Origin of the sequence: Paenibacillus sp. TAF43_2, assembly GCF_052113545.1 — a bacterium.
Classification (GTDB): domain Bacteria; phylum Bacillota; class Bacilli; order Paenibacillales; family Paenibacillaceae; genus Pristimantibacillus.
In genome coordinates, this window is record NZ_JBFRDK010000055.1 from 1 (window position 1) to 19967 (window position 19967).

The window sequence follows — 19967 nt, forward strand, 5'->3', positions numbered from 1 at the left end:
GGTATGAGTAATGTTCCATAGTATACCAGCTAAAAAATGAAAGTGTCAATAWATATATTTTATTTATTAAGTTTTTCTTTTCCCGGATATCATCGTTATTTTGTCATACACTATTTCATTCGTTTTTACCTTTAGCAGAGATAACCTTGCACCACTCAAGAACCGCTTTATCGACTTCATCCATTTGACCAATTTCTTCAATTAAATCCCAAAGTACGATCTGCTCAGTTTCTTCATTTGCTTGGAATGGGACGAGCTTATCTACACTAGCATAATAAATGGGATTATATTTGATATCTCCATTAGGCTTCTTCACTTTTATCAACCCGATGAACTCGAGGTCATTAACGATTTGTGATGTTTCTTCGAATAACTCCCTGCTTGCACATTCCCTCGGTGTTTCCCCTTCCTCTCTTCCCCCTGCGGGTACTTCCCATTGTTGTCTCCACTTGTTAAAACAAATAAGAAATCGCTCGCCACAGTTGATTACCGCGTATGATCCCGCCAAAGGTACATCCTCTCTGAGCTCATCCTCATTCATAGGCAGGCATGCCAATAGCTCAAAACCATCTTTATTGGACGTTATACTCAACGTTATCTCTCCTTCCATCATTAACTTACCTTCGATTACTCCACTTTATAAGAGATTTATGGACTCGTGTAGCTCTACATTTACGTAGTACTCGCAATAACGGCTTTATTTAGTCATCATTTTCTGCTCAACCAGGCCGACCTAACAATACAAAAAGACTGCCCCAAGGCAGCCTTCATATAGAAATACATTTAATTCGCAGCATCCATTTGCTTATGTATGATAAAAATTTACTATAAATCTTCAAAGCCGACCGCTATAAAAATACCCGCACTAACGACTGCAATATGAACAATAGAAAACAAAACATGTACAGAAACTACATTCAAATCTTTTCTTGTCAGCTGGGGACTCGTTCTTAACTTATATATGGAGAAGCCAATTAGTCCCGTTATGAGCAATGATTGAGCCAACCATCTTGAAACGGTTAAAAAAGCTGGAGTATTATTAACGATCGGGTTTAAAAACCATTGAAATGGATCAAATAACATTGCCGTAAGAATCATTGCCCATGCCAACAAATGAATCGGCAAAGCAGTTAAAATATGGTTTCGAATAGCTGCTCTCCTCCTATTTTTCGATCAGATATTATAGAGACGTGACAATCTAGATCAATGTTGCTTTGCTAACGGTCATCAGGTACTCTATTTGCTACATTTTCRCCCTTTTTTGCAAACTAACGGACATAGAGGACCTTATTCAGCTTCAAAAGTCATAATTTTACTTCTTTTCACATCCATAACGTATCCTATGTCCGTTAGCAAACCGATTGTACGTTAACCGCAAAAATAGCGTCCTCCATGTCCGTTACTGACACGTCTAAATCGCGAACAACTCCTACTCGCAAAACTCATCCCATTTATTCTAAAAAAACCGCAAAAGGCTGCCTTGTTGGCGAACTTTTTACGGCTTTAAGTAATTGTGCCTCGCTGGATAAAGCTGCTTTATTCCTATTTTTTCTCCATAGCTTCAAACTGTTTAATTAAACCTTCGATATCAATTCCGTTTATAGTTAAACCAGAAATATCGCAGTTGTCCAATTTAGCGTTTTTTAAATTGCAATCCGTAAATACGCTTTGATGTAAATTACAATTGGTTAATTGCACAGGTGTTCTGTTGAATTCAACATCAGGCTGATTTGGATTACCGAATCCAATGTTGCGGAAATGGGCTCCGCCCCACTGTGCACCGTCAATAACAAACTCACTCAAATTAGCATCAGAGATATGTAATCCCGTTAAATTCACATCATTCATATTCATACCGCTAAGGTTGCAGCAGTTAAGCGTGACCTGCTCCGCACAAACATTTTTGAAGCTGGAAGCTGTAACATCTGAATTAACGATTGTCAGGATCTCTTTTTGATTTTCTAATTTCATATTTTTCCCTCCAAATTAACGTATGAATTCTATTCTAGTTTAAAACAACAGCTGATTTCTGTCCAAAATAATATTCACAATTTCATGTATTGAAATAAATGATATAAAGTAGATTTTATTATTGCACGGCGGATTCTTCAATCGAAAAAAGTATCCCTCGTTCTTCATTAGCTTGCAAACTAGCCTCAACACCATTTGGAAGTACAATCATAGGGTCCGTATGACCAAAATCCGCATCATATATAATCGGAAAATCGTATCCTCTCGTTGCATTTTGCAGCAGCTCTTGCAATGAATCTTCTTCATTAAATCCTACATTCGAATGGAATCTTCCAATAATCAGACCGGAAATTTGATCAAAGATACCCATCTGGCGAAATTGTGTAACATATCTATCAATTGTACTTGGCTRCTCACTCTCGTCGTCTTCTAGACATAAAATTTTACCCTCGAAGCTTGGTAAATAGGGCGTACCTGCCAGCAGGAGAATTGTTCCCATATTCGCAGCTAGTATAGGTCCTCTCGCATGCCCTGGCTTTAAAATCTTCATGCCTGTATTAGGGACGATCGCTCTTGGGCGTGAATCGTCAATGTCCCAGCTTAAATGTTCCTCGGTCCAATGATCGCTGGAGTCAATCATTCCAATTGGTGTATCCTTCATTAAGGTTCTCACAAAGGAATGGTATGTAAAATCAATAAGTCCGCCAAATTCTCCAAATTGCGGCATAATAGCGGGTCCCATAAATGTAATAAGATTTGTTTTTGCATGTATGCCTGCTAAAAGTGCAGTTATATCACTATACCCCATTATAATTTTCGGATGGCTGCTAATCAGCGAATAATCTAATTCTTCAAGTAGCTGATGTGAATTGTATCCCCCTATTGTAGCGATAATTGCTTTTACATCCGGGTCTCGAATCATATGATGAAAATCATCCAAACGATTATTTAGGCTGCCAGCCGTGTGACCTGTTCTCTTCCTGCTATGCTGTCCTGTAATTACTTTAAATCCCATATTTTCTAAAGCAGCTATTCCGCGATTCAATCTGTTAGGGCAATAAAAAGCAACAGGCGAGGATGGTGAAACAATTCCAATGGTATCTCCGGGTTTTAGTTTACCGGGTTTCAATTGTGAGGATGTCAAGGAATAACCCTCCTAATCATACTTTTAAAATAAATATATACAAATATTTGTAAGTTCTCAATCACTCTTACAATAAAAAAAAGCTGCCATTGCGGCAGYCAATCACTCGATCTCAATAATCATTCACAATAGGATTGTATGGTTCTCGTCCCATTTCAAGTTTTCACACCACTGCGATTAAATGGACTTCATCCGATTATTCCTTGGATTATGCTCTACTTCTGCAAGTCCCAGCTTCTCCATTAATGGTGGAAGATACATTCCGAATCTGCCGCGCAACCCTTTTTTCAATCCATACCACCCGCCAATCGGGTTTTCAGACGAGCGTCCCCATGCTTCAACAGTACCCTCTTTAGCAGGCTTCTGCTCATCGGCGCTGCCAAGCTCAATCCAGTCACCATGTTGTTTGAGCATCGCGCTTAAGTCATCAATGCAGCGGAAATCATAATGCAACACCGTCTTCCCAACTGTGCATACTAAAATTTCTTTACCGTCCTTTTCATCCTTATACATTTCATATTCAGATGTCTGAGGGGGTGTTTTTAATTTCCATGGGTTTTCTTTAGTACCTTCTACCATCGTCATATGTGTTCGCTCCTTTTGTAATCCACTCTTATTATGTACTTTATCTTTCAGATATCCTTCAGAAGATACTACATTCGATAAAAAATTACTTTTCCTTTATGACGCAGTAGCACAGCAGCCGCTCGATGAGTTCAGTTTTACTTCTAACGGACATAGAAGCCCTTATTTTCAAATTTAAAGGCCATATTAGCTTCTAACGGACATAGAGTCCGTTATTTAGCAGAAATCGCAGTCATTTATAACGATTATTGCCAAATAACGGCCTTTATGTCCGCAACCTATGCCAATAGAAGAGAAATAAAGCAAATAAGGCATCTGATGTCCGCTATTGTCAAAAACAACTTCCGCTTACGAAAGAATCTCCCACTTCGCCCATATTTCTTGCGGATTCAATTCGTAAATATCATTTTCTCTAAACATCAATTGATGCATAATGAACTCTCTGCGAATGGTCGCGAAGTCATCATGATAACCTTTGATAAATTCGTTAATCTCCTTCTCTGTATACTGTTTCCCTCTCGTCAAATGAGAAACCATATGCTGAAGCACGATCAATTTTTTCTTATGCTGAGCCGGCATATGCTTCAGCTTACCTTCTGCTGTAAAAAAGTTGCGAATGACTGAATCCTTCAGTTTCTTATTGCTATCCTCCATGTTGTCCACTCCCTTCTCTGCACCTGCATTCCGGTAAATGAGCTCCGCCGCCGCATTAGCGTTGCTCTTAATAAAATAATGGTTCAACGAAAAATAAATCGTATTTTTCTCTCTGCGTTCATTAATTAAGCTGGCCTCTCTTAATTTGGTTGCATGATGCGTAATCGTAGCAGGCGTCACGCCTAATTTCTCTGCGAGCACCTGTCCATTAAGCTCACCTTCAGCCAGCATAATCAACAATTTAATTCTCGTCGGATCGGATAATGCCTTATGATAGGCTACGACCTTATCTAATTGCACTGTTCGCCACCTCTTCCTCCACCAAGCAATTTTAACTTATGTCTAATTAGATATTTATCTAATCAGATAATAATACGCCACCTATTATTTGTCAATCCCAATGTATCTCACTAGCATAAACAGTCAGCTTGGCGCATAAAAAAAGCTGACAGGTCTCTGCCTGTCAGCATGAAATAAACGCCTATAACTCAACTACTATGCCTCGTTAATTTTCCGAATACAGATTGTCGTCATCCGCAATGCTCTGAATGTCCTCTGAGCTTATGCTGAAATAACCATAGCCCTCAGCCTGCTGTTTCTTTAACGCTTTTTCTTTAAAAAACTTGGGGCTGCCCTCGCCTGCATCCTCATCATAAACGAGCAGAATGCCGTCCGTTTTCCGAAACAGCAGCTCGTCCCTAGCCGTAAACTGCCAAATGCCATTATACGGCTGGTTGCTGACCGAAGCGTAATAATCGACCCCTTTTAAAACCTGCTGATAAAACTCCTTTTTATCATCCTTCCATTTTTCTTCCGGATTGCTGTATGCCGAAATAATTGAAAGTCTCAAATGAGGATAAATTTCCTTCAGCGCAATAACGACCTCGCACGCCCACAAATCCACGCCATATTGACCCGGGGTAATCACCCACTCAAGCCCATCTTCTATAAGTGGAACCAGCTTGCCTGTCAGCGCTTTTTTTATATAAACAATGCCCTCATGCTTCTGGCTAAAAATATTAAGCTCATGCGCTCGGTAGCCCGTTACGAGTAAATTTTTCATTTGTCCAACGCCTTTTCGGATAATTATGGTTTACATCTATCCAGTGTATGCTATAGTAGAAAAAATACAAATTGCATATAAACCTATTTATTTCACTAGGGGAGCCTAACGGCTGAGATGGAGCAACTGCTCCGGACCCTTGGAACCTGATCTGGATCATTCCAGCGGAGGGAAGTGGAGCAGCAAAGCATTCATTCATGCGCGCAAGCCTTGTGTGATCGTTAGACCCGCTCATTTCCCCTCGGAAATGGGTGGGTCTTTATTTGTTTACGGAGGGATGCGTATTACAGCTATAATCTCACTTCACCAAGTAAGCTACACCTACGACAAGCTTGCTGAAACATCTATACTGTCTAATCTTTCGCTTCAAGCCTACTCAGGTGAGTTTGTCTCTATCATCGGTGCTAGCGGCTCAGGCAAAAGCACTCTCTTTAAGCTCATGGCCGGTTTGCTTCAGCCTAGCCTAGGTGAAATTAGGCTGCATGGCAAGCCTGCCCCCAATCGTCTCGGCAAGATTGCTTATATGCCGCAAAAGGATCTTCTTCTGCCATGGAGAACAATACTCGGCAATTGTCTGCTTCCACTTGAGCTGACACGCAGCAATCCCCATTATAACACGATCCAAATCATGGAGCTGCTAACACGCTTCGGACTAGCAGGCTATGAACAAGCTTACCCTGACGAGTTGTCAGGCGGCATGCGACAGCGGGCTGCTTTTCTGCGCACGCTAGTAACCGGACAAGAGCTGCTGCTGCTGGACGAACCGTTTGGCGCGCTTGACGCCATGACCAAACGCGGCATGCATAAGTGGCTGCTAGAGCTGTGGAGCGACCTTGGAAAAACTGTCCTCTTTATCACACATGATCTTGAGGAAGCGATATTGCTGAGCGACCGCATTTATTTATTGCCAGGTGCTGCTAGCGAGGCGCAAGGGATACAGGAAATAGTCGTCCCTTTGCCGAGACCAAGACACTATGAGCAAAATTATGAACCCGACTTCATCAAGCTGCGGCAAGATTTGGAGCGAAGACTGCATGCGCAAACCTCTAATTAACCAGTGGCTGAGCCATTACGGACTATTCATACTGCTGCTCATTAGCTTACTGCTCGTTTGGCAAGCGGTCGCACAGCTCGGATTGGTTCCACCCTACATACTGCCGTCACCTAGCTCAATAGCTCAGGCATTAATCGAAGATGGCCATCTGCTGCTTGGCAAACATCTGCTGGCTACGCTTAAAGAAGTGTCCCTCGGTTTTCTATTGTCGATTGTTATTGGGACTACGCTCGCAGCAGGCATGCACACTTTTCGAATACTGGAGAAGGCGCTGTACCCGTTTGTCGTCATCAGTCAGACCATCCCGCTTATCGCTCTGTCGCCAATTTTCATTATGTGGTTTGGCTATACGATTTGGAGCAAGGTCGCTGTTGTTTTTTTGACTGCTTTTTTCCCTATCATTGTGAGCACCTATGACGGGCTTAAGAAAAGCGGTGGCGAATATGAAGAGCTGCTGCTCACAATGGGAGCAACGCACTGGGGTATTTTCCGAAAAATACAAGTACCCATCGCCCTACCGTCCTTCTTCTCAGGACTTAAGCTGTCTATCGTCTATTGTGTTGTCGGCGCCACCATCGGTGAATGGCTTGGAGGCAGTGAAGGCCTAGGCTACTATAGCCGCCGAATGTCCAGCAATTTGAACGCCGATTCCATGTTTGCATCCGTTTTTCTGCTATCCCTCATTGGCATCTTATTATTTGCTGCCATTATCCTTTTGGAGAAATCAATACTAAAGAGAAAGAGGTTCAATACATGATCATCAAAGCATCTATCAAATGGATAATTCCAATGCTTGCTTCTCTGCTGCTCGTGCTTAACGGGTGCAGCAGCAACGCTGTCCCAACTGAAAACAAACCCGAGGACACTTCGGCAAAACAAAATCCCCAGACTATTAGCATTATGCTCGACTGGTATCCAAATGCGGTGCATTCCTTCCTCTATGCGGCTCAAACAAACGGTTATTTTGCGAAGCATGGTTTAGAGGTTAGCATCCAAATGCCCGCGGATACAAATGATGCGTTGAAGCTAGTGGCTGCTGGCAAGGTTGATTTGGCGCTCAGCTACCAGCCACAGGTATTGATGGCTCGCGGCGAGGATATTCCTGTTAAATCCATTGCAGCAATCGTCAGGCATCCGCTTAATCATCTAATGGTACCAGAAGGCGGAAGCGCCAAATCACCCAAGGACCTTGTTGGTAAAAAGGTCGGCTTCTCCTCCATCCCTCTGTATGAAGCAATGATGCGCACCATGATTAAGCATGACGGCGGTGACCCGCAAAATGTGGAAATGATTGACGTTGGTTTTTCCTTTATTCCAGCTATAGCAACCAACAAAGTAGATGCGATCATCGGTGGATTTATTAATCATGAGCAATTGCTGCTTGCCAAGGAAGGGCATCCCATGACGGCGATAAACCCAACAGATTTTGGCGTGCCGGATTATTACGAGCTTGTGCTTGTAGCAAGTGATCAAAGACTAGCTGAGAAGCAGGCGTTGTTCAGAAGCTTCATCGCAGCCATTACGGAGGGTCAACAATTTGTAGCTGAAAATAAACAAAAATCGTTGTCGATTTTATTTGAGCATGAGAACCAGACCTCCCCTCTCGATAAAGAAATTGAGACAAAAAGCTTGGACATTCTTCTGCCTCTCATGGATGCAGGGAAGCAATCATTTGGATATCAGGAGCCTGCTTCTTGGTCTAATGTAAGGGATTGGCTCGTCGATAACGACTTGCTGCCAGAGGATATAAAGGCTGAGGATGCTTTTTCAAACTTGTAAATTAATTCTACTCTTTCGAAGGAGATGCACGGATGAGAAGATATCAAGCACTTACGATTGCAGGCTCGGACTCCGGCGGCGGCGCAGGTATTCAAGCTGATCTAAAAACATTTCAAGAGCTCGGCACCTACGGCATGTCGGTTATTACCGCAGTGACTGCGCAGAATACGCTTGGCGTTCAGGGCATCTACCCGCTGGATGCTGAGGCTATTAGCTGCCAGCTCGATTCGATCGGCGAGGATCTGGACCCATCCGCAGTTAAGACAGGCATGCTGTTCAGCGCAGAGATTATAAAGATCGTTGCAATGAAAGTAAAGCAATATAACTGGCATAATCTCATCATTGATCCTGTCATGGTAGCGAAAGGCGGCTCATCTCTGCTTCAGCAAGAAGCTATTCAGACACTGATTACGTATTTGCTGCCGCTCGCGCTTATAACGACTCCTAACATTCCAGAAGCTGAGCTTATCGCAAGAATCCCGATCCGGACGTTAAGCGATCGAGAGGAAGCCGCCCGAATATTGCATCAGATAGGCTCCCGCTATGTTGTCATTAAGGGCGGCCACGGTTCAAGCAGCGAACCGCTCGTTGATCTCATCTACGATGGAGAACAATTTGTATATTTGGAAAGCAAACGTATCGACACTAAGCATACTCACGGCACTGGATGCACTTTCTCCGCTGCGATTGCTGCAGAAATTGCTCAAGGCAAACCTGTACTTGAAGCTATAAGAACTGCCAAAGCCTTCATTCAAGCTGCTATTGAGGACAAGCTGGGAATTGGGAGCGGACATGGCCCAACCAATCATTTTGCTTATAGGGACAGACAGCGCTTGAGCTGATTGCATTCTATTAGAAACAGCAAACGCCGCTTCCATATAGGTAGCGGCGTTTACTAATTAGTCATGCTTTCATGCAAGCTTAGGCTTGTGTTAAAACAGCCTTCATGCCTTTTCATCCTGCTTCGGCTGCAACAAGAAGGGCTCAATCATATTATCTATACTAATATATTCAGCTTGTGACGCGCTTGGAGCTGCTAGCGCTCGAACGGGAGATACTCCAAAGTTCGTTAACGCCGATGCTATGGTGCAAAGCAGTACAGACATACATATCGCATTTTTAATCATCGTTTGTCCACCTATTCTCCAGGACGTGTCTGAAAACCCGTTCAGTGGCACCTTTCACCGCCTTTTCACCCCCTGCTTCGTTCCGTTTGCTTGACGTACCCCGGTACGCCTTCACAAACGCGCCTTGCATGGAACGAAAATCCGGCAAAATTTGCTGTCCTCTGAGTTCTCAGACACGCCCTAGTAACTCTAAACTAAGTATAGACTTTAATAGAATAATTGAAATGGACTTCAGGCATGAAATTCACCTAGACCTTAGTCGGGCAATTCAGAAAAATCTATCATAAATGTATCTCTTTTACTCATTTGAACTGCAATGCTAAATTAACGATTATCCACTTTCTCTGGGTACAAATCATGATTCATGAGGCGATGCTCAGCCATTTGCTCATATTTTGTGCCAGGCTGGCCATAATTGCAATACGGGTCGATGGATATGCCGCCACGCGGTGTGAATTTGCCCCAAACTTCTATATATCTTGGACTCATCAGCGCAATTAAATCATTCATGATAATGTTCATGCAATCCTCGTGGAAATCACCGTGATTGCGGAAGCTGAACAAATACAGCTTAAGCGACTTGCTCTCTACCATTTTGTCACCCGGAATGTATGATATATAAATGGTTGCAAAATCCGGCTGTCCCGTCATCGGACAAAGACTCGTAAATTCCGGACAATTAAATTTTACGAAATAATCGCGATTCGGATGCTTATTATCAAAGGCCTCCAAAATTTCCGGTGCATAGTTAAACAAATATTGTGTTCCTTGATTGCCTAGCAGCGTCACACCGCTCAGCTCCTCTTTGCTTCTTCCTTCCATGCTCGTTTCCGCCTCTCTTAGCTGTTTTGAATTAAACGCCTTTCTTATTGCCCCATACCCAGGTATGAAGCTGCGGCAGAACGTGCACCCGCTTTAAATCCTGATTCGGCATAACCTTCTCGATTAGCCATTCATAACGCTCCAATAAATAAGGAAGCAAGAGCTGCGGCTCCGTTTCCTGCAAGTTTCCATTGCCTGCCTGCAAATAATAAGGGACCATTGGATACCTGAGGTGAACGTATGTCGCATACTCTAGATCGTCCTCGTCGAAAACGACTGTTTTTAAGCAAAAGCTAGTTGATTTCCGATTCAGTTTGGACACGATTTCATCAAGCTTCGACCAGTCTGTCTTCATGCCAGAGCTCGGCGGCTTAGGCGACAACGTAAGCTCATCAATCGACCAAAACCAGTCCTGCCAACGACTCCCTTGTGTCTCCAGTGCAACGCTGATGTTTCGTTTATGGAGCTCATCAACAAATTCACCCAGCTGTGGGAGCAGTGCGGGATTGCCGCCGGAAATCGTCACATGCTCAAACGTATTTCCACCTATTTCTTTTAATTGCTCTATTATTTCAAATGCTGTCAGCATGCGAATATCTTCTTTGCCGCTGCCGTCCCAAGTAAATGCCGAATCGCACCAAGAGCAGCTGTAATCACAGCCAGCAGTACGAACGAACATCGTTTTCCGGCCAATAACCATACCTTCTCCTTGGACCGTAGGGCCGAATATTTCCATTACAGGAATTCGTTTATTGGATGGCATCATTAGACCGCCTCCCGCTTCGGACGATAAATACAATAGCTCGTCGGCGTTTCACGCAAAAAGACTTGAACGCATTGCGGACGATTTACAGTACCATCCAAATGGCGCTGAACGATGTCGCTAATCGTTCGTGCTACCACTTCAGTCGTAGGAAAACGATCGGGCAACACATTGCTAAAGTGTTCGTTGTCGTCATTTAGCAAAGAATGGTCAAAACGATCATGAATCAAGCTTTTAATTATAGCGAAGTTGACAAGAAAACCTGCCTCGTCAAGCTCATCGCCTGCAACTGTTACATTCGCATAATAAGTATGGCCATGAAGCTGCTGGCATTTTCCAGCTTCTTCACTCGGTACGAAGTGAGCTGCTGCAAAGTGAAAATCCTTATTAAGCTCATAACTATAGCTATGCTGTGCGGCCGGATAAATCTGCTGTATCATCGCTTCACCCTAAATGCGCTGGACCAAATATTCGTCCAACCCTTTCCTCCGAAGCTGACAAGCCGGACAATCTCCGCAGCCATCCGCAATAATCCCGTTATAGCAGGTCAATGTGCGTTCACGGACAAAATTGAAGGCGCCCAGCTCATCCGCAAGCTTCCATGTCTCGGCTTTGTTCAGCCACATAAGCGGCGTATCGATCACAAACGAATAGTCCATCGATAAGTTCAGCGTCACATTTAACGACTTTACGAATATATCTCGGCAATCCGGATATCCGCTAAAGTCCGTTTCGCATACGCCTGTTACGATATGTTTCGCACCCAGTTGCTTTGCTAGCACTGCTGCGAACGTAAGAAATAACAGATTGCGGCCATCAACAAAAGTTGTAGGCAGCTCTCCTTCTTTTTGCTCAATCGCGATATCGTCTCTTGTGAGTGCATTAGGTGCCAATTGATTAAGAAGGGACATATCAAGAATATGATGCTTAATCTGAAGTTCCTTGGCGATAGCCGCCGCGCAATCCAGCTCAAGCTTATGCCGCTGCCCATAGTTGAACGTAACGGCCTCTACCTCCTTGAATCGTTCCATTGCCCAAAATAAACAGGTCGTACTGTCCTGACCGCCGCTAAACACAACGATCGCTTTTTCTGATTTCATGCTGCATCTCCCTCTCTGATGTGAGAAGACCGAGATCGCTTGAATTCCTTCGTATGTACATAAAAAACCAAAGAAACGGCGCGAAGCGTTAAAAAACCCGCTTCGCGCCGAACGCGAAAACGACGATGTCACCTAATGGGACAATCGTTTCGCATAGTTTTTTATAGAGGGAGTTCGCGAACCTCTCCCGAGAGCTATCATTGTCCGTAGACAACAGCTTCGGAGTTTCTTCTTCAGTTGTTCATTCACAAGTACTATAGCACAGCTTCTTGCTTAAAGAAACAGACAGTATTTCACTGTAAATATTAGGAACTTAGAGGACTGGAATATAAAAAAACATCTATTCAGCAATCTCTTTCAGCTTCATCAAAGTCTTAAGGACATGATCAATCAGCTCCGGAATATCCTCCATTTGCTCTTCGCCTATTTTGCGACTAAAGCCAAGCTCGATCACATTCGAATAGGTAGGCAGCTCCGTGCCAAAAAGGTAGCTTATCGTTTGTGTCGGTTCTACATCCGGCTCCCAAATACGCTGCATGATTTGCTTAATTTGGCTGCACTGCGTTGTGACATCCGTCACTTCCATGAAGAAACGAATTCGAAGCGAGCATGCAGGGGTCTCGCCCGTCAGCTCCAATATTTCCGCCGCCAAATCCTTAAGCGAAGCAGTCAGCTGAACTTCCGCAGACACCCCTGCACTTTCAGCAAGCTTAAACTCCAGCATAAATTCTCGCGACATAACCGCCAGCTCCAGACGATCTACCCGGTTGATAATATCAATTTTCCGGTCGAGCGTATCCAAATCATAGAGCTGATTCTCAAAGACTACTTTCAAATTTTCATAAACAGTTGGATCAAACATTGATTTCCCTCACTTATACTACAATATCGTCTTTGCTATTGTAGTCGATAAGAGTAACAGAATCGAGCCTTCGATCCGCTTTTTTGACACTTTAATCTATACCGAAGTCCATATTTGTAATATTATTGCAATAAAGAAAAGAGGTGCTGCATCGATGAAAATAGCTTTTATTTTATTTGATGGCGTTACTTTTTTGGATTTTGTCGGCTTCTATGATGTCATCACTCGCTTGAAGTACTACGAATCCACAAAAGAGTTCTCTTGGGATATCTGTGCGCTGCAGGAAGAGGTTACGGATGAGCTTGGCATGACGATTAAAGTCAATCAAGTCAAGCCGGATCTAACACAATATGACCTCATTTTCATTCCCGGAGGGCTTGGAACAAGAGCGTTAAGGTTTGATGAATCGTTCACCGCTTGGATAAAGGAGGCTCAGCAGGCAAAGTATATCGTATCGGTTTGTACAGGATCGCTGCTGCTTGGAGCTGCTGGTTATCTGACCAATAAAAACGCGACCACCCATCCGTTCGCCTATGATTTATTAGAGCCCTACTGCAAAGAGGTTATTCGCTCGCGTATTGTACGGGACGGCAATGTCATTACAGCCGGAGGAGTCGCCACCTCGATTGATTTGGGTCTTTACATCATCGGGTTTTTCTTAGAAGAGCATGAGGTGAAAAGTATTAAAAAACAAATGGATTACCCTTATGAAATGGAAGACATAGTGCTCTATTAAACCCCACCTAATAAATACGATGTTGTTTCGCAAGAACAGACGGAGGTGATCCATTGAGCACCATTGATACGATTATCTTTGACCTAGACCAGACCTTGCTTGATAAACACCAATCGTTGATCAACTTTGCAAAGTATCAGTATGAACGTTTTGCACTCCATGCCTTCATTGCAGACAGAGATGAATTTATAGCGAGGTTTACTGAATTAAATAACAGGCTCATACCCAAAGAAGATGTATATAACGAGTTAATCGGATTTTTCAAGATTGAAGATGCTCTAATTACACCGCTGCTCGATGATTTAAACCATCACTTTCATCAATACAGCGTCGGGTTTCCCGGCATGAATGAAATGCTTCGCTCCTTAAAGCAGCGAGGATATAAATTAGGCATGATTACGAATGGCAGGGAATTTTATCAGAGGAATAAAGTTACTGCTCTCGGTATTATGGAGCTCTTTGATGATATTGTCATTTCAGGTGCGGTCAATTTGAGAAAGCCTGATCATGCTATTTTTCAATTGTCGCTCTCTCATTTAAGCTCTGCGTCTGCGCAGTCCGTTTTTGTTGGCGATAATCTCAAGGCTGACATTATTCCGGCGAACGAATTAGGGATGCGAACGATTTTAAAGAGCAATGACCACTCGATTAGCTATCCAGATGCGATATGTCATGATTTACGTGAAATACCAGTAATCATCCATCGTTTTTCAGCATAAAAGAAGTCACAGAGGCTGCTCCTCAAGTAGATATATCTACATGTGGAGCAGCCTCTTATTGTGTCAATTCAGCTATTTAACTACTCCACCGCTGTCGCTTCTAAAGCCCCTTTAAATATAAAAGCAGCGGCGATAAAGCGAGCTCACGCACGCCTTCTGCTACTAATCCAGCAATTTGAATGCCGCCCAGCTCTTGAAAATGTGTGTCGTCTTGAGCGCCATCAGGAAAATGAATAAATTCCCCAGGATAAGCCCACATGAACAACGCCTTAGAGGGCTCGTCTCCCAAACGCTCATACAAATCTTTGCTCTTTGCAGCCAAATCGATCAGCGGAACATCCAGCTCTGCCGCAAGCTGCTTCATTCCGAGCAAATAATCACCATGAGTATCGATAATCCTGCCTTGCTCGTCGAATTTGCGGCGATGCATCGGTGTAATTAATACAGGTTTTGCACCGCGTGCCCTTGATTCCTCTACATAAACGGCCAGCATTTCCTTAAAGCTGCCAAACGGTTCAGTTGCCCGCTCTTCATCCGGCTTCTCGTCATTATGTCCGAATTGAATCCATAAATAGTCGCCCGGCTTTATTTGCTCCATGATAGCTGCCAATCGCCCTTCGTTAATAAAGCTTCGTGAGCTTCTTCCCGACATGGCATGATTATCAATCGCTACATCCGTCTTGAAATAAAGCGGAAGCATCTGCCCCCATCCGGCATATGGGAACGTATCTTGATCGGTTACGGTAGAGTCTCCCGCCAAATAAATCGTCGTCGCTTGCTTCGCCTCGTCAATCTGAAGTGCATTAATTCGCGGCGCTACTCCTGAGAAGGCAAGCCGCAGCCGTCCATCGGTTACTTTGACGGTGAAGCTGTGCACCGCATATTGCCCTGCTGATGTAACGGCCTTGTGCAGCACTATGCGCCCAACGCCATATTTTAACGTAGTAGAGGTTGGAGCAATGGCATCGCCTATCGTAGCTGTTATCGTGTAGCAGCCATTTGGCAGATCAACAACAAACGCTGCTTCAAGTGGAATACAGAAAGCTCCGCGAAGACGATCCGCCTCTTCTCTATTCCGCGAGCTTATACGCAGGGTTGACTCAAAACCGTAGCCTGCGTCTTTGTTATAGATCGTATTCGGCAGTACTTGTATATAAGGTGAAGCGGGAGCGCTGCCGATCCCAAAATCAAACTTAAGCGAAACAGTCATGAAGGCACCATCCTAACGGTTTGTTTATGTCATTCTAGAATATCAAATTACGATAAGATAGGAAGTAAAATAGAAGGCTTTTTTGTTCAAAATTCAGTCCTCCTGCGTTTGGTTACCGCGTGAGAGAGAGCAGCGCTATATCTTTTTCACTCGATGGCCCTCTACTAGTTATGCATACGAGAAAAATTCCATACGAATAAATTCGTCAAAATTTGCGTTACCCGCGGAATTCCGTATACTAATAGATAGGAATCATATAGGAGCTATTTACTAATTGAGGTGACACAAGTGGACGAGTTAAAACAAGCCTATGAAACGATGGGGCTGCCAGAACTTGCGGCCAAAGAGGAAGTGGAGAAGCGTTATACGACACTTATGCGTCAATCACGCTCCAGAGCACAGCTGCAGAAAGATAACGCGGGGGATGCGGATGAATCTTTTGCAACGATTACGAAAGCATATCGACTGATTCTAGAGTACGAGGATCGCAAGCTAACCGATGCCTTCAACGAGCAAGAGTACGGTAAATACAAGAAGATGGCTGGACAAGCTCAGAAAATGGATCATTTCTGGCGCTATTACAAGTTTCACACGCTCGGAGCCATCGCTGCGGTAGCACTTATTATTTATGGTGTAATCAGCTTCATGAACTATCGTGAAGAACAAGAGCGGCTCGCTAATTTGCCGCCCGTCGATTTGAACGTTTCATTTATGGGCAATTACATGCTGAAGGATGATGCGCCTAAGAAAGAGCCGATTGAAACCGCTCTTTTGACAGCGTTTCCCGAATGGAAAAGATTTGTTTCTACGCTTACGTTTGTCCCTAAAGACCAGCAATCACAATTTGCCTATATGCAGAAAGCAGTGCTCGTACTAGCTACTGAGCATCCGGATGTATATATTATGGATGAGAGCATTTTCGATTGGATCGGCGTTCAGGGAATGCTTATGAAGCTAGACGACGATGTTAACGGAGTGTTCAAGCCGCACATGACTGACAGCCTTTCGAAGAAGCTTAAGACCGACGAGGATACCCAAGAGCATGTCTACGGAATTGACCTCAGCAAGAGTGCACTGGTCAACCAGCTTCCGCTGTATAAAGAAAACATGATTATCGGCATCAGAGTCGACAGCAAAAATCCAGACAAAGCCAAAGCATTCATTAATAAATACCTGGCTACAATAAAATAGCTAAATAACAAAAAAGCCCGCTTCCGACAGCCATAATGATGGTATGTGCGGAAATCGGGCTTTTTAAATGTTGACTGGCCGACAGTACTATTGAAATACATTTTATCTCATGCTATTCAAGGATTCTCCTTCAACTAGCCCTCTCCCAAATGCTTCAGCACGATGCTCTCAACATGCTTCAAATGCTGCTTCATTTGCTCAGCTGCAAGCTCAGGGTCCTTTTTAGCAATCGCTTCAACTATTGTAGAATGCTCACTATAAAGTCGTTCCGCAACAGCCGCACTCGAATAAAGCTCCACCCGCCTAATATCATGGATAGCTGTTTCGATATGATTCATAATCGATTCGAACAAACGTACCATGATCGTGTTATGGGTCGCATTGGCAAGCGTGAGATGAAATCGTAAATCCAGTCTCTCACCTTCGGACTCATCACCAGCGGCACGCTCCATCTCATCGATAATTTGGCTCAGCTGTTTAATATCCTCATCCGTATGCTTCACAGCTGCGATTGCAGCATTGGAAACCTCAAGCGATTCGCGAGCTTCCAGTAATTCCAGCACCGTCTTGCGGTTCATACGGAGAGACGCTAGCTCCGGCAGCTCCATATCAATCGGTACGCTGCGAATGACGCGACAGCCGCCTCCTTGCCGAATTTCAATCAAGCCCATCGCTTTAAGTGCGCTCAGCGCTTCGCGGGTAGTCGAGCGCCCTACCCCAAATTGCTCGGACATTTGTTTCGTAGAGGGAAGCTTATCTCCCACTTTTAATTTGCCATCTATAATAAGACGCTTCACTTGCTCGGTAATTTCCTCGTAATGATTGCGTTTTGACAGCTTCTCTACTTCTAATGGCGGAATAACCTCTCACCTCCAACCTTAAACGGCATGCACTGCCTTCTAACAACGCCAAGCCGCTTCTCCTACCTTACTTTACAGCTACCCGACTAACAGCGCATACACGATCCCTGGTCCGTGAACACCGATAGTCAAATCATTCTCAATATCGGATGAGCGGCTTGGGCCAGTAATAAAATGAATACCTGCTGGCAGCTGCTCGCGTCCCGCTTCATCAAACGTCACGAGCACTTCGCCAAGCCTCGTTTTTAAACGTTCTATCGGGATAATAATAATAAGTACGGTTGGCAGCAAACTGACGGACCGCCCTTTATTTGGAGCTGATAATACAGTAACCGAACCCGTATAGGCAACGGCATGATCCGCGATCACGATGCCAAAATCTGCTTCAGCTGCACGAGCGCGCCAATGCTGCTCAACATCCGTATTCCACACCGATATCTRCGAATCCTTCAAAGCGCCTTCAAGCTCGAGCTCATCCAGCTCTGGCTGATTTTGACGAATAATATATTTAGCACTCATTTCCTCCGCTTTGGAAACGATAAAGGATTTCACATCATCCATCGATGGAAGACGGGCTACATGACCGCCTACTGAAAGAAAATTGTCTGTAAACTGTTTAATTCGCTCTTCTTCCGGCCATTCGAATGAGTTCCAGAAATCGGGGGCTCCGCGAAATGGATGCTGCGGCTTATGTGTCATTCGCGGATGTCTCAGCTTAGCCGCAATATCATTCATAAAAAGCTCCTGTTTCGCCCGCGAATCTGCTTCAAGCTTTTCCAGCCATTGTTGATGTGTCTCAGCCATGACCATGTCCTCCTTTACCTTGCTTCTCCTCATGCTCACGATCACGTACAAGCTCCTCCATCCGATTTTGCATGGACGGCTCCATCTGTTTTAAACCCTGCTTCAGCTCCTGGTCAAGCGTATCCCAGCGATCACGGAACGATTCCTTTGGCAGGCTAGGTGTTACACGATAGGTGTTCCAGCCCTTTAGCGGCCCAAGCTTCGTCTTAATGACACCGCTTCGTACGACGAGCTTCTGACCGAGCTTACCGAGTCGCAGTACCCCGCCAAGTCGCGAGGAATTGCCCATAACGGTGGCGAAGCCTTGCATACCGATGGACTCCATTTTGCTGCCATTTCCACTTTCCACCTTGCGTCTGCGTAAATAAACAAGCATATCATGAAGGGGGATTTTTACCGGACATGCCTCATAGCAAGCGCCGCATAAGCTGGAAGCATTGGCGACATCATCCCATTCGGCGATGTTTTTGTTCAAGGACGGCGTAAGCACGGCTCCAATTGGACCGCTATACGTGCTGCCATAAGCATGACCGCCAATGTGGCGATAAACCGGACAAGCATTCAGACATGCACCGCAGCGAATACAATTGAGCAGCTCTTGGAACTCAGGATCGCCAAGCTGCAAAGAACGGCCATTATCAATTATTATGATGTGCATTTCGTCCGGGCCGTCTGCATCCTCCGAGCGGCGCGGGCCTGTAATGCCATTCATATACATCGTCAGCTTTTGTCCTGTTGCCGAGCGCGGCAGCAATGTAGCCATCACCTCAAGATCAGACCACGATGGAATGATTCGCTCCATACCCATCAACGTAATTTGCGTTTTAGGGACGGTACTCACCATCCGAGCATTGCCTTCATTTTCAAAAAGCACCATCGATCCTGTCTCCGCAATCGCAAAGTTGCAGCCGGTCATGCCGATCTCAGCCTCCAAAAACTTCTCGCGCAGCTTTTTGCGAACGAAACCTGCAAGCGCCGTCGTATCCGGCGGCAGCGTATAGCCCGCCTCCTTGGACAGCAATTCGGCGATTTGATAACGGTTTTTGTGAATGGCTGGGATGACGATGTGGGATGGCATTTCACCTGCAAGCTGAATAATATATTCGCCTAAGTCGGTTTCTACCGCTTCAACGCCAATGGATTCAAGCGCATGATTAAGATGCAGCTCCTCTGAAACCATTGACTTGGATTTAACGACCGACTTCGCATTCGCATGCTCTGCAATGTCTAGCGTCAGCTTGACCGCTTCCTCAGCCGTACTCGCAAAATGGATATGAACACCGTTTGCGCGGGCATTGTTCACAAACAAGTTCAAATAATAATCCAAATGCGCGATCGTATGGAGACGAATTTGTCTGCCCCGCTCCCGCCATTCTTCCCAATTCCCGTGCTCGTCAGTCGCTTTTTTCTTCCCATTGCGCAGCCGTTCTGTTGTGAATCGCACCGCTTTGCGCAGAAATTCGTCGTTGAGAGCAAGATCCGCTCTTGCTTTTACTGTAGCTTCCTTTTTCACGACAGCCATC

The 19967-nt window shown here is 44.6% G+C and carries 24 protein-coding genes and 2 riboswitches; of the genes, 7 read left to right on the top strand and 17 right to left on the bottom strand.

The features are described 5' to 3' along the window. Positions 1-115: 115 nt before the first annotated feature. The 7 genes from AB4Z17_RS14255 to AB4Z17_RS14285 all read right to left on the bottom strand — a co-directional run bounded on the left by AB4Z17_RS14255 (position 116) and on the right by AB4Z17_RS14285 (position 5417). Positions 116-592, bottom strand: a complete 477-nt coding sequence (locus AB4Z17_RS14255) for an NUDIX domain-containing protein (RefSeq protein ID WP_441960395.1) — start codon at positions 590-592, stop codon at positions 116-118. A 233-nt stretch (positions 593-825) separates the two neighbouring features. Next, positions 826-1125, bottom strand: a complete 300-nt coding sequence (locus tag AB4Z17_RS14260; RefSeq protein WP_441960397.1) for a hypothetical protein — start codon at positions 1123-1125, stop codon at positions 826-828. A gap of 417 nt (positions 1126-1542) precedes the next feature. Then, complete coding sequence (locus AB4Z17_RS14265; protein ID WP_441913087.1) at positions 1543-1971, bottom strand: pentapeptide repeat-containing protein; 429 nt, start codon at positions 1969-1971, stop codon at positions 1543-1545. A gap of 118 nt (positions 1972-2089) precedes the next feature. After that, a complete protein-coding gene (locus AB4Z17_RS14270) occupies positions 2090-3115 on the bottom strand; it encodes a S66 family peptidase (protein WP_441960399.1) in 1026 nt (341 codons plus the stop codon). Between the two features lie 177 nt (positions 3116-3292). Then, complete coding sequence (locus AB4Z17_RS14275) at positions 3293-3700, bottom strand: DUF6855 family protein (protein ID WP_441913091.1); 408 nt, start codon at positions 3698-3700, stop codon at positions 3293-3295. Positions 3701-4048: 348 nt separating this feature from the next. Then, on the bottom strand, positions 4049-4654 hold the full coding sequence (locus AB4Z17_RS14280; protein WP_441913093.1) for a metalloregulator ArsR/SmtB family transcription factor: 606 nt from the start codon (positions 4652-4654) through the stop codon (positions 4049-4051). 205 nt (positions 4655-4859) lie between these two features. Beyond that, positions 4860-5417, bottom strand: a complete 558-nt coding sequence (locus tag AB4Z17_RS14285; protein WP_076266769.1) for a DUF1273 domain-containing protein — start codon at positions 5415-5417, stop codon at positions 4860-4862. Between the two features lie 87 nt (positions 5418-5504). Further along, a riboswitch (TPP riboswitch) is annotated at positions 5505-5607 on the top strand. 87 nt (positions 5608-5694) lie between these two features. Here AB4Z17_RS14285 and AB4Z17_RS14290 point away from each other — a divergent pair. The 4 genes from AB4Z17_RS14290 to thiD are packed head-to-tail and all read left to right on the top strand — an operon-like array spanning position 5695 to position 9092. After that, the gene (locus AB4Z17_RS14290; RefSeq protein WP_441960401.1) at positions 5695-6471 is read left to right on the top strand and encodes an ABC transporter ATP-binding protein; all 777 of its coding nucleotides are present in this window, start codon (positions 5695-5697) and stop codon (positions 6469-6471) included. Continuing rightward, positions 6452-7228, top strand: coding sequence for an ABC transporter permease (locus tag AB4Z17_RS14295; RefSeq protein ID WP_441960403.1), 777 nt, complete (start codon positions 6452-6454; stop codon positions 7226-7228). The genes AB4Z17_RS14290 and AB4Z17_RS14295 overlap by 20 nt, the downstream gene beginning before the upstream one ends. After that, positions 7225-8250, top strand: a complete 1026-nt coding sequence (locus AB4Z17_RS14300; protein WP_441960404.1) for an ABC transporter substrate-binding protein — start codon at positions 7225-7227, stop codon at positions 8248-8250. The genes AB4Z17_RS14295 and AB4Z17_RS14300 overlap by 4 nt, the downstream gene beginning before the upstream one ends. Positions 8251-8282: 32 nt before the next feature. Further along, a complete protein-coding gene (thiD, locus tag AB4Z17_RS14305; protein WP_441960406.1) occupies positions 8283-9092 on the top strand; it encodes a bifunctional hydroxymethylpyrimidine kinase/phosphomethylpyrimidine kinase in 810 nt (269 codons plus the stop codon). A gap of 102 nt (positions 9093-9194) precedes the next feature. Here thiD and AB4Z17_RS14310 read toward each other — a convergent pair whose 3' ends face one another. The 6 genes from AB4Z17_RS14310 to AB4Z17_RS14335 all read right to left on the bottom strand — a co-directional run bounded on the left by AB4Z17_RS14310 (position 9195) and on the right by AB4Z17_RS14335 (position 12924). Next, positions 9195-9377 carry a hypothetical protein gene (locus AB4Z17_RS14310; protein ID WP_076266766.1) on the bottom strand — a complete coding sequence of 61 codons (183 nt, stop codon included), beginning with the start codon at positions 9375-9377 and terminating at the stop codon, positions 9195-9197. A 324-nt stretch (positions 9378-9701) separates the two neighbouring features. Then, a complete protein-coding gene (gene queF / locus AB4Z17_RS14315; RefSeq protein ID WP_339203627.1) occupies positions 9702-10199 on the bottom strand; it encodes a preQ(1) synthase in 498 nt (165 codons plus the stop codon). A gap of 31 nt (positions 10200-10230) precedes the next feature. Continuing rightward, positions 10231-10965: a 7-carboxy-7-deazaguanine synthase QueE gene (gene queE, locus AB4Z17_RS14320; RefSeq protein ID WP_441913105.1), complete on the bottom strand. Its 735-nt coding sequence runs from the start codon at positions 10963-10965 to the stop codon at positions 10231-10233. Further along, positions 10965-11402 carry a 6-carboxytetrahydropterin synthase QueD gene (gene queD / locus AB4Z17_RS14325; protein ID WP_441913107.1) on the bottom strand — a complete coding sequence of 146 codons (438 nt, stop codon included), beginning with the start codon at positions 11400-11402 and terminating at the stop codon, positions 10965-10967. Before queD ends, queE begins: the two co-directional genes overlap by 1 nt. Before the next feature lie 9 nt (positions 11403-11411). Continuing rightward, positions 11412-12062 (bottom strand): 7-cyano-7-deazaguanine synthase QueC, encoded by a 651-nt coding sequence (gene queC, locus AB4Z17_RS14330; RefSeq protein WP_441960407.1) that lies wholly within the window; start codon positions 12060-12062, stop codon positions 11412-11414. A gap of 147 nt (positions 12063-12209) precedes the next feature. Beyond that, positions 12210-12253, bottom strand: a riboswitch (PreQ1 riboswitch). Between the two features lie 149 nt (positions 12254-12402). Continuing rightward, complete coding sequence (locus AB4Z17_RS14335) at positions 12403-12924, bottom strand: hypothetical protein (protein WP_441960409.1); 522 nt, start codon at positions 12922-12924, stop codon at positions 12403-12405. Positions 12925-13078: 154 nt separating this feature from the next. Here AB4Z17_RS14335 and AB4Z17_RS14340 point away from each other — a divergent pair, with 154 nt between their 5' ends. Further along, positions 13079-13660: a DJ-1/PfpI family protein gene (locus tag AB4Z17_RS14340; protein WP_441960411.1), complete on the top strand. Its 582-nt coding sequence runs from the start codon at positions 13079-13081 to the stop codon at positions 13658-13660. A gap of 53 nt (positions 13661-13713) precedes the next feature. Beyond that, positions 13714-14379, top strand: coding sequence for an HAD family hydrolase (locus AB4Z17_RS14345; RefSeq protein ID WP_441960413.1), 666 nt, complete (start codon positions 13714-13716; stop codon positions 14377-14379). Between the two features lie 100 nt (positions 14380-14479). On the opposite strand, the gene AB4Z17_RS14350 is transcribed toward AB4Z17_RS14345, so the two are convergent. Then, positions 14480-15589, bottom strand: coding sequence for a rhamnogalacturonan acetylesterase (locus AB4Z17_RS14350; RefSeq protein WP_441960415.1), 1110 nt, complete (start codon positions 15587-15589; stop codon positions 14480-14482). 288 nt (positions 15590-15877) lie between these two features. Between AB4Z17_RS14350 and AB4Z17_RS14355 the strand changes: the two genes are divergently transcribed. Next, on the top strand, positions 15878-16780 hold the full coding sequence (locus tag AB4Z17_RS14355; RefSeq protein ID WP_076266758.1) for a hypothetical protein: 903 nt from the start codon (positions 15878-15880) through the stop codon (positions 16778-16780). Positions 16781-16914: 134 nt separating this feature from the next. Here AB4Z17_RS14355 and AB4Z17_RS14360 read toward each other — a convergent pair whose 3' ends face one another. From AB4Z17_RS14360 to AB4Z17_RS14370, 3 genes are all read right to left on the bottom strand, one after another. Next, complete coding sequence (locus AB4Z17_RS14360; protein ID WP_441960437.1) at positions 16915-17640, bottom strand: FadR/GntR family transcriptional regulator; 726 nt, start codon at positions 17638-17640, stop codon at positions 16915-16917. A 78-nt stretch (positions 17641-17718) separates the two neighbouring features. Then, positions 17719-18444: a LutC/YkgG family protein gene (locus AB4Z17_RS14365; protein WP_441960417.1), complete on the bottom strand. Its 726-nt coding sequence runs from the start codon at positions 18442-18444 to the stop codon at positions 17719-17721. Then, positions 18437-19966: a LutB/LldF family L-lactate oxidation iron-sulfur protein gene (locus tag AB4Z17_RS14370; protein WP_441960419.1), complete on the bottom strand. Its 1530-nt coding sequence runs from the start codon at positions 19964-19966 to the stop codon at positions 18437-18439. Before AB4Z17_RS14370 ends, AB4Z17_RS14365 begins: the two co-directional genes overlap by 8 nt. Position 19967 lies beyond the last annotated feature (1 nt).

Bases quoted from the DNA above. Each gene is read 5' to 3' on its own strand.
- AB4Z17_RS14265 (WP_441913087.1), bottom strand. From the start codon at position 1,971: ATGAAATTAGAAAATCAAAAAGAGATCCTGACAATCGTTAATTCAGAT.
- AB4Z17_RS14275 (WP_441913091.1), bottom strand. From the start codon at position 3,700: ATGACGATGGTAGAAGGTACTAAAGAAAACCCATGGAAATTAAAAACA.
- AB4Z17_RS14285 (WP_076266769.1), bottom strand. From the start codon at position 5,417: ATGAAAAATTTACTCGTAACGGGCTACCGAGCGCATGAGCTTAATATT.
- AB4Z17_RS14290 (WP_441960401.1), top strand. From the start codon at position 5,695: ATGCGTATTACAGCTATAATCTCACTTCACCAAGTAAGCTACACCTAC.
- AB4Z17_RS14295 (WP_441960403.1), top strand. From the start codon at position 6,452: ATGCGCAAACCTCTAATTAACCAGTGGCTGAGCCATTACGGACTATTC.
- AB4Z17_RS14300 (WP_441960404.1), top strand. From the start codon at position 7,225: ATGATCATCAAAGCATCTATCAAATGGATAATTCCAATGCTTGCTTCT.
- thiD (WP_441960406.1), top strand. From the start codon at position 8,283: ATGAGAAGATATCAAGCACTTACGATTGCAGGCTCGGACTCCGGCGGC.
- AB4Z17_RS14310 (WP_076266766.1), bottom strand. From the start codon at position 9,377: ATGATTAAAAATGCGATATGTATGTCTGTACTGCTTTGCACCATAGCA.
- queF (WP_339203627.1), bottom strand. From the start codon at position 10,199: ATGGAAGGAAGAAGCAAAGAGGAGCTGAGCGGTGTGACGCTGCTAGGC.
- queE (WP_441913105.1), bottom strand. From the start codon at position 10,965: ATGATGCCATCCAATAAACGAATTCCTGTAATGGAAATATTCGGCCCT.
- queD (WP_441913107.1), bottom strand. From the start codon at position 11,402: ATGATACAGCAGATTTATCCGGCCGCACAGCATAGCTATAGTTATGAG.
- queC (WP_441960407.1), bottom strand. From the start codon at position 12,062: ATGAAATCAGAAAAAGCGATCGTTGTGTTTAGCGGCGGTCAGGACAGT.
- AB4Z17_RS14335 (WP_441960409.1), bottom strand. From the start codon at position 12,924: ATGTTTGATCCAACTGTTTATGAAAATTTGAAAGTAGTCTTTGAGAAT.
- AB4Z17_RS14340 (WP_441960411.1), top strand. From the start codon at position 13,079: ATGAAAATAGCTTTTATTTTATTTGATGGCGTTACTTTTTTGGATTTT.
- AB4Z17_RS14350 (WP_441960415.1), bottom strand. From the start codon at position 15,589: ATGACTGTTTCGCTTAAGTTTGATTTTGGGATCGGCAGCGCTCCCGCT.
- AB4Z17_RS14370 (WP_441960419.1), bottom strand. From the start codon at position 19,966: ATGGCTGTCGTGAAAAAGGAAGCTACAGTAAAAGCAAGAGCGGATCTT.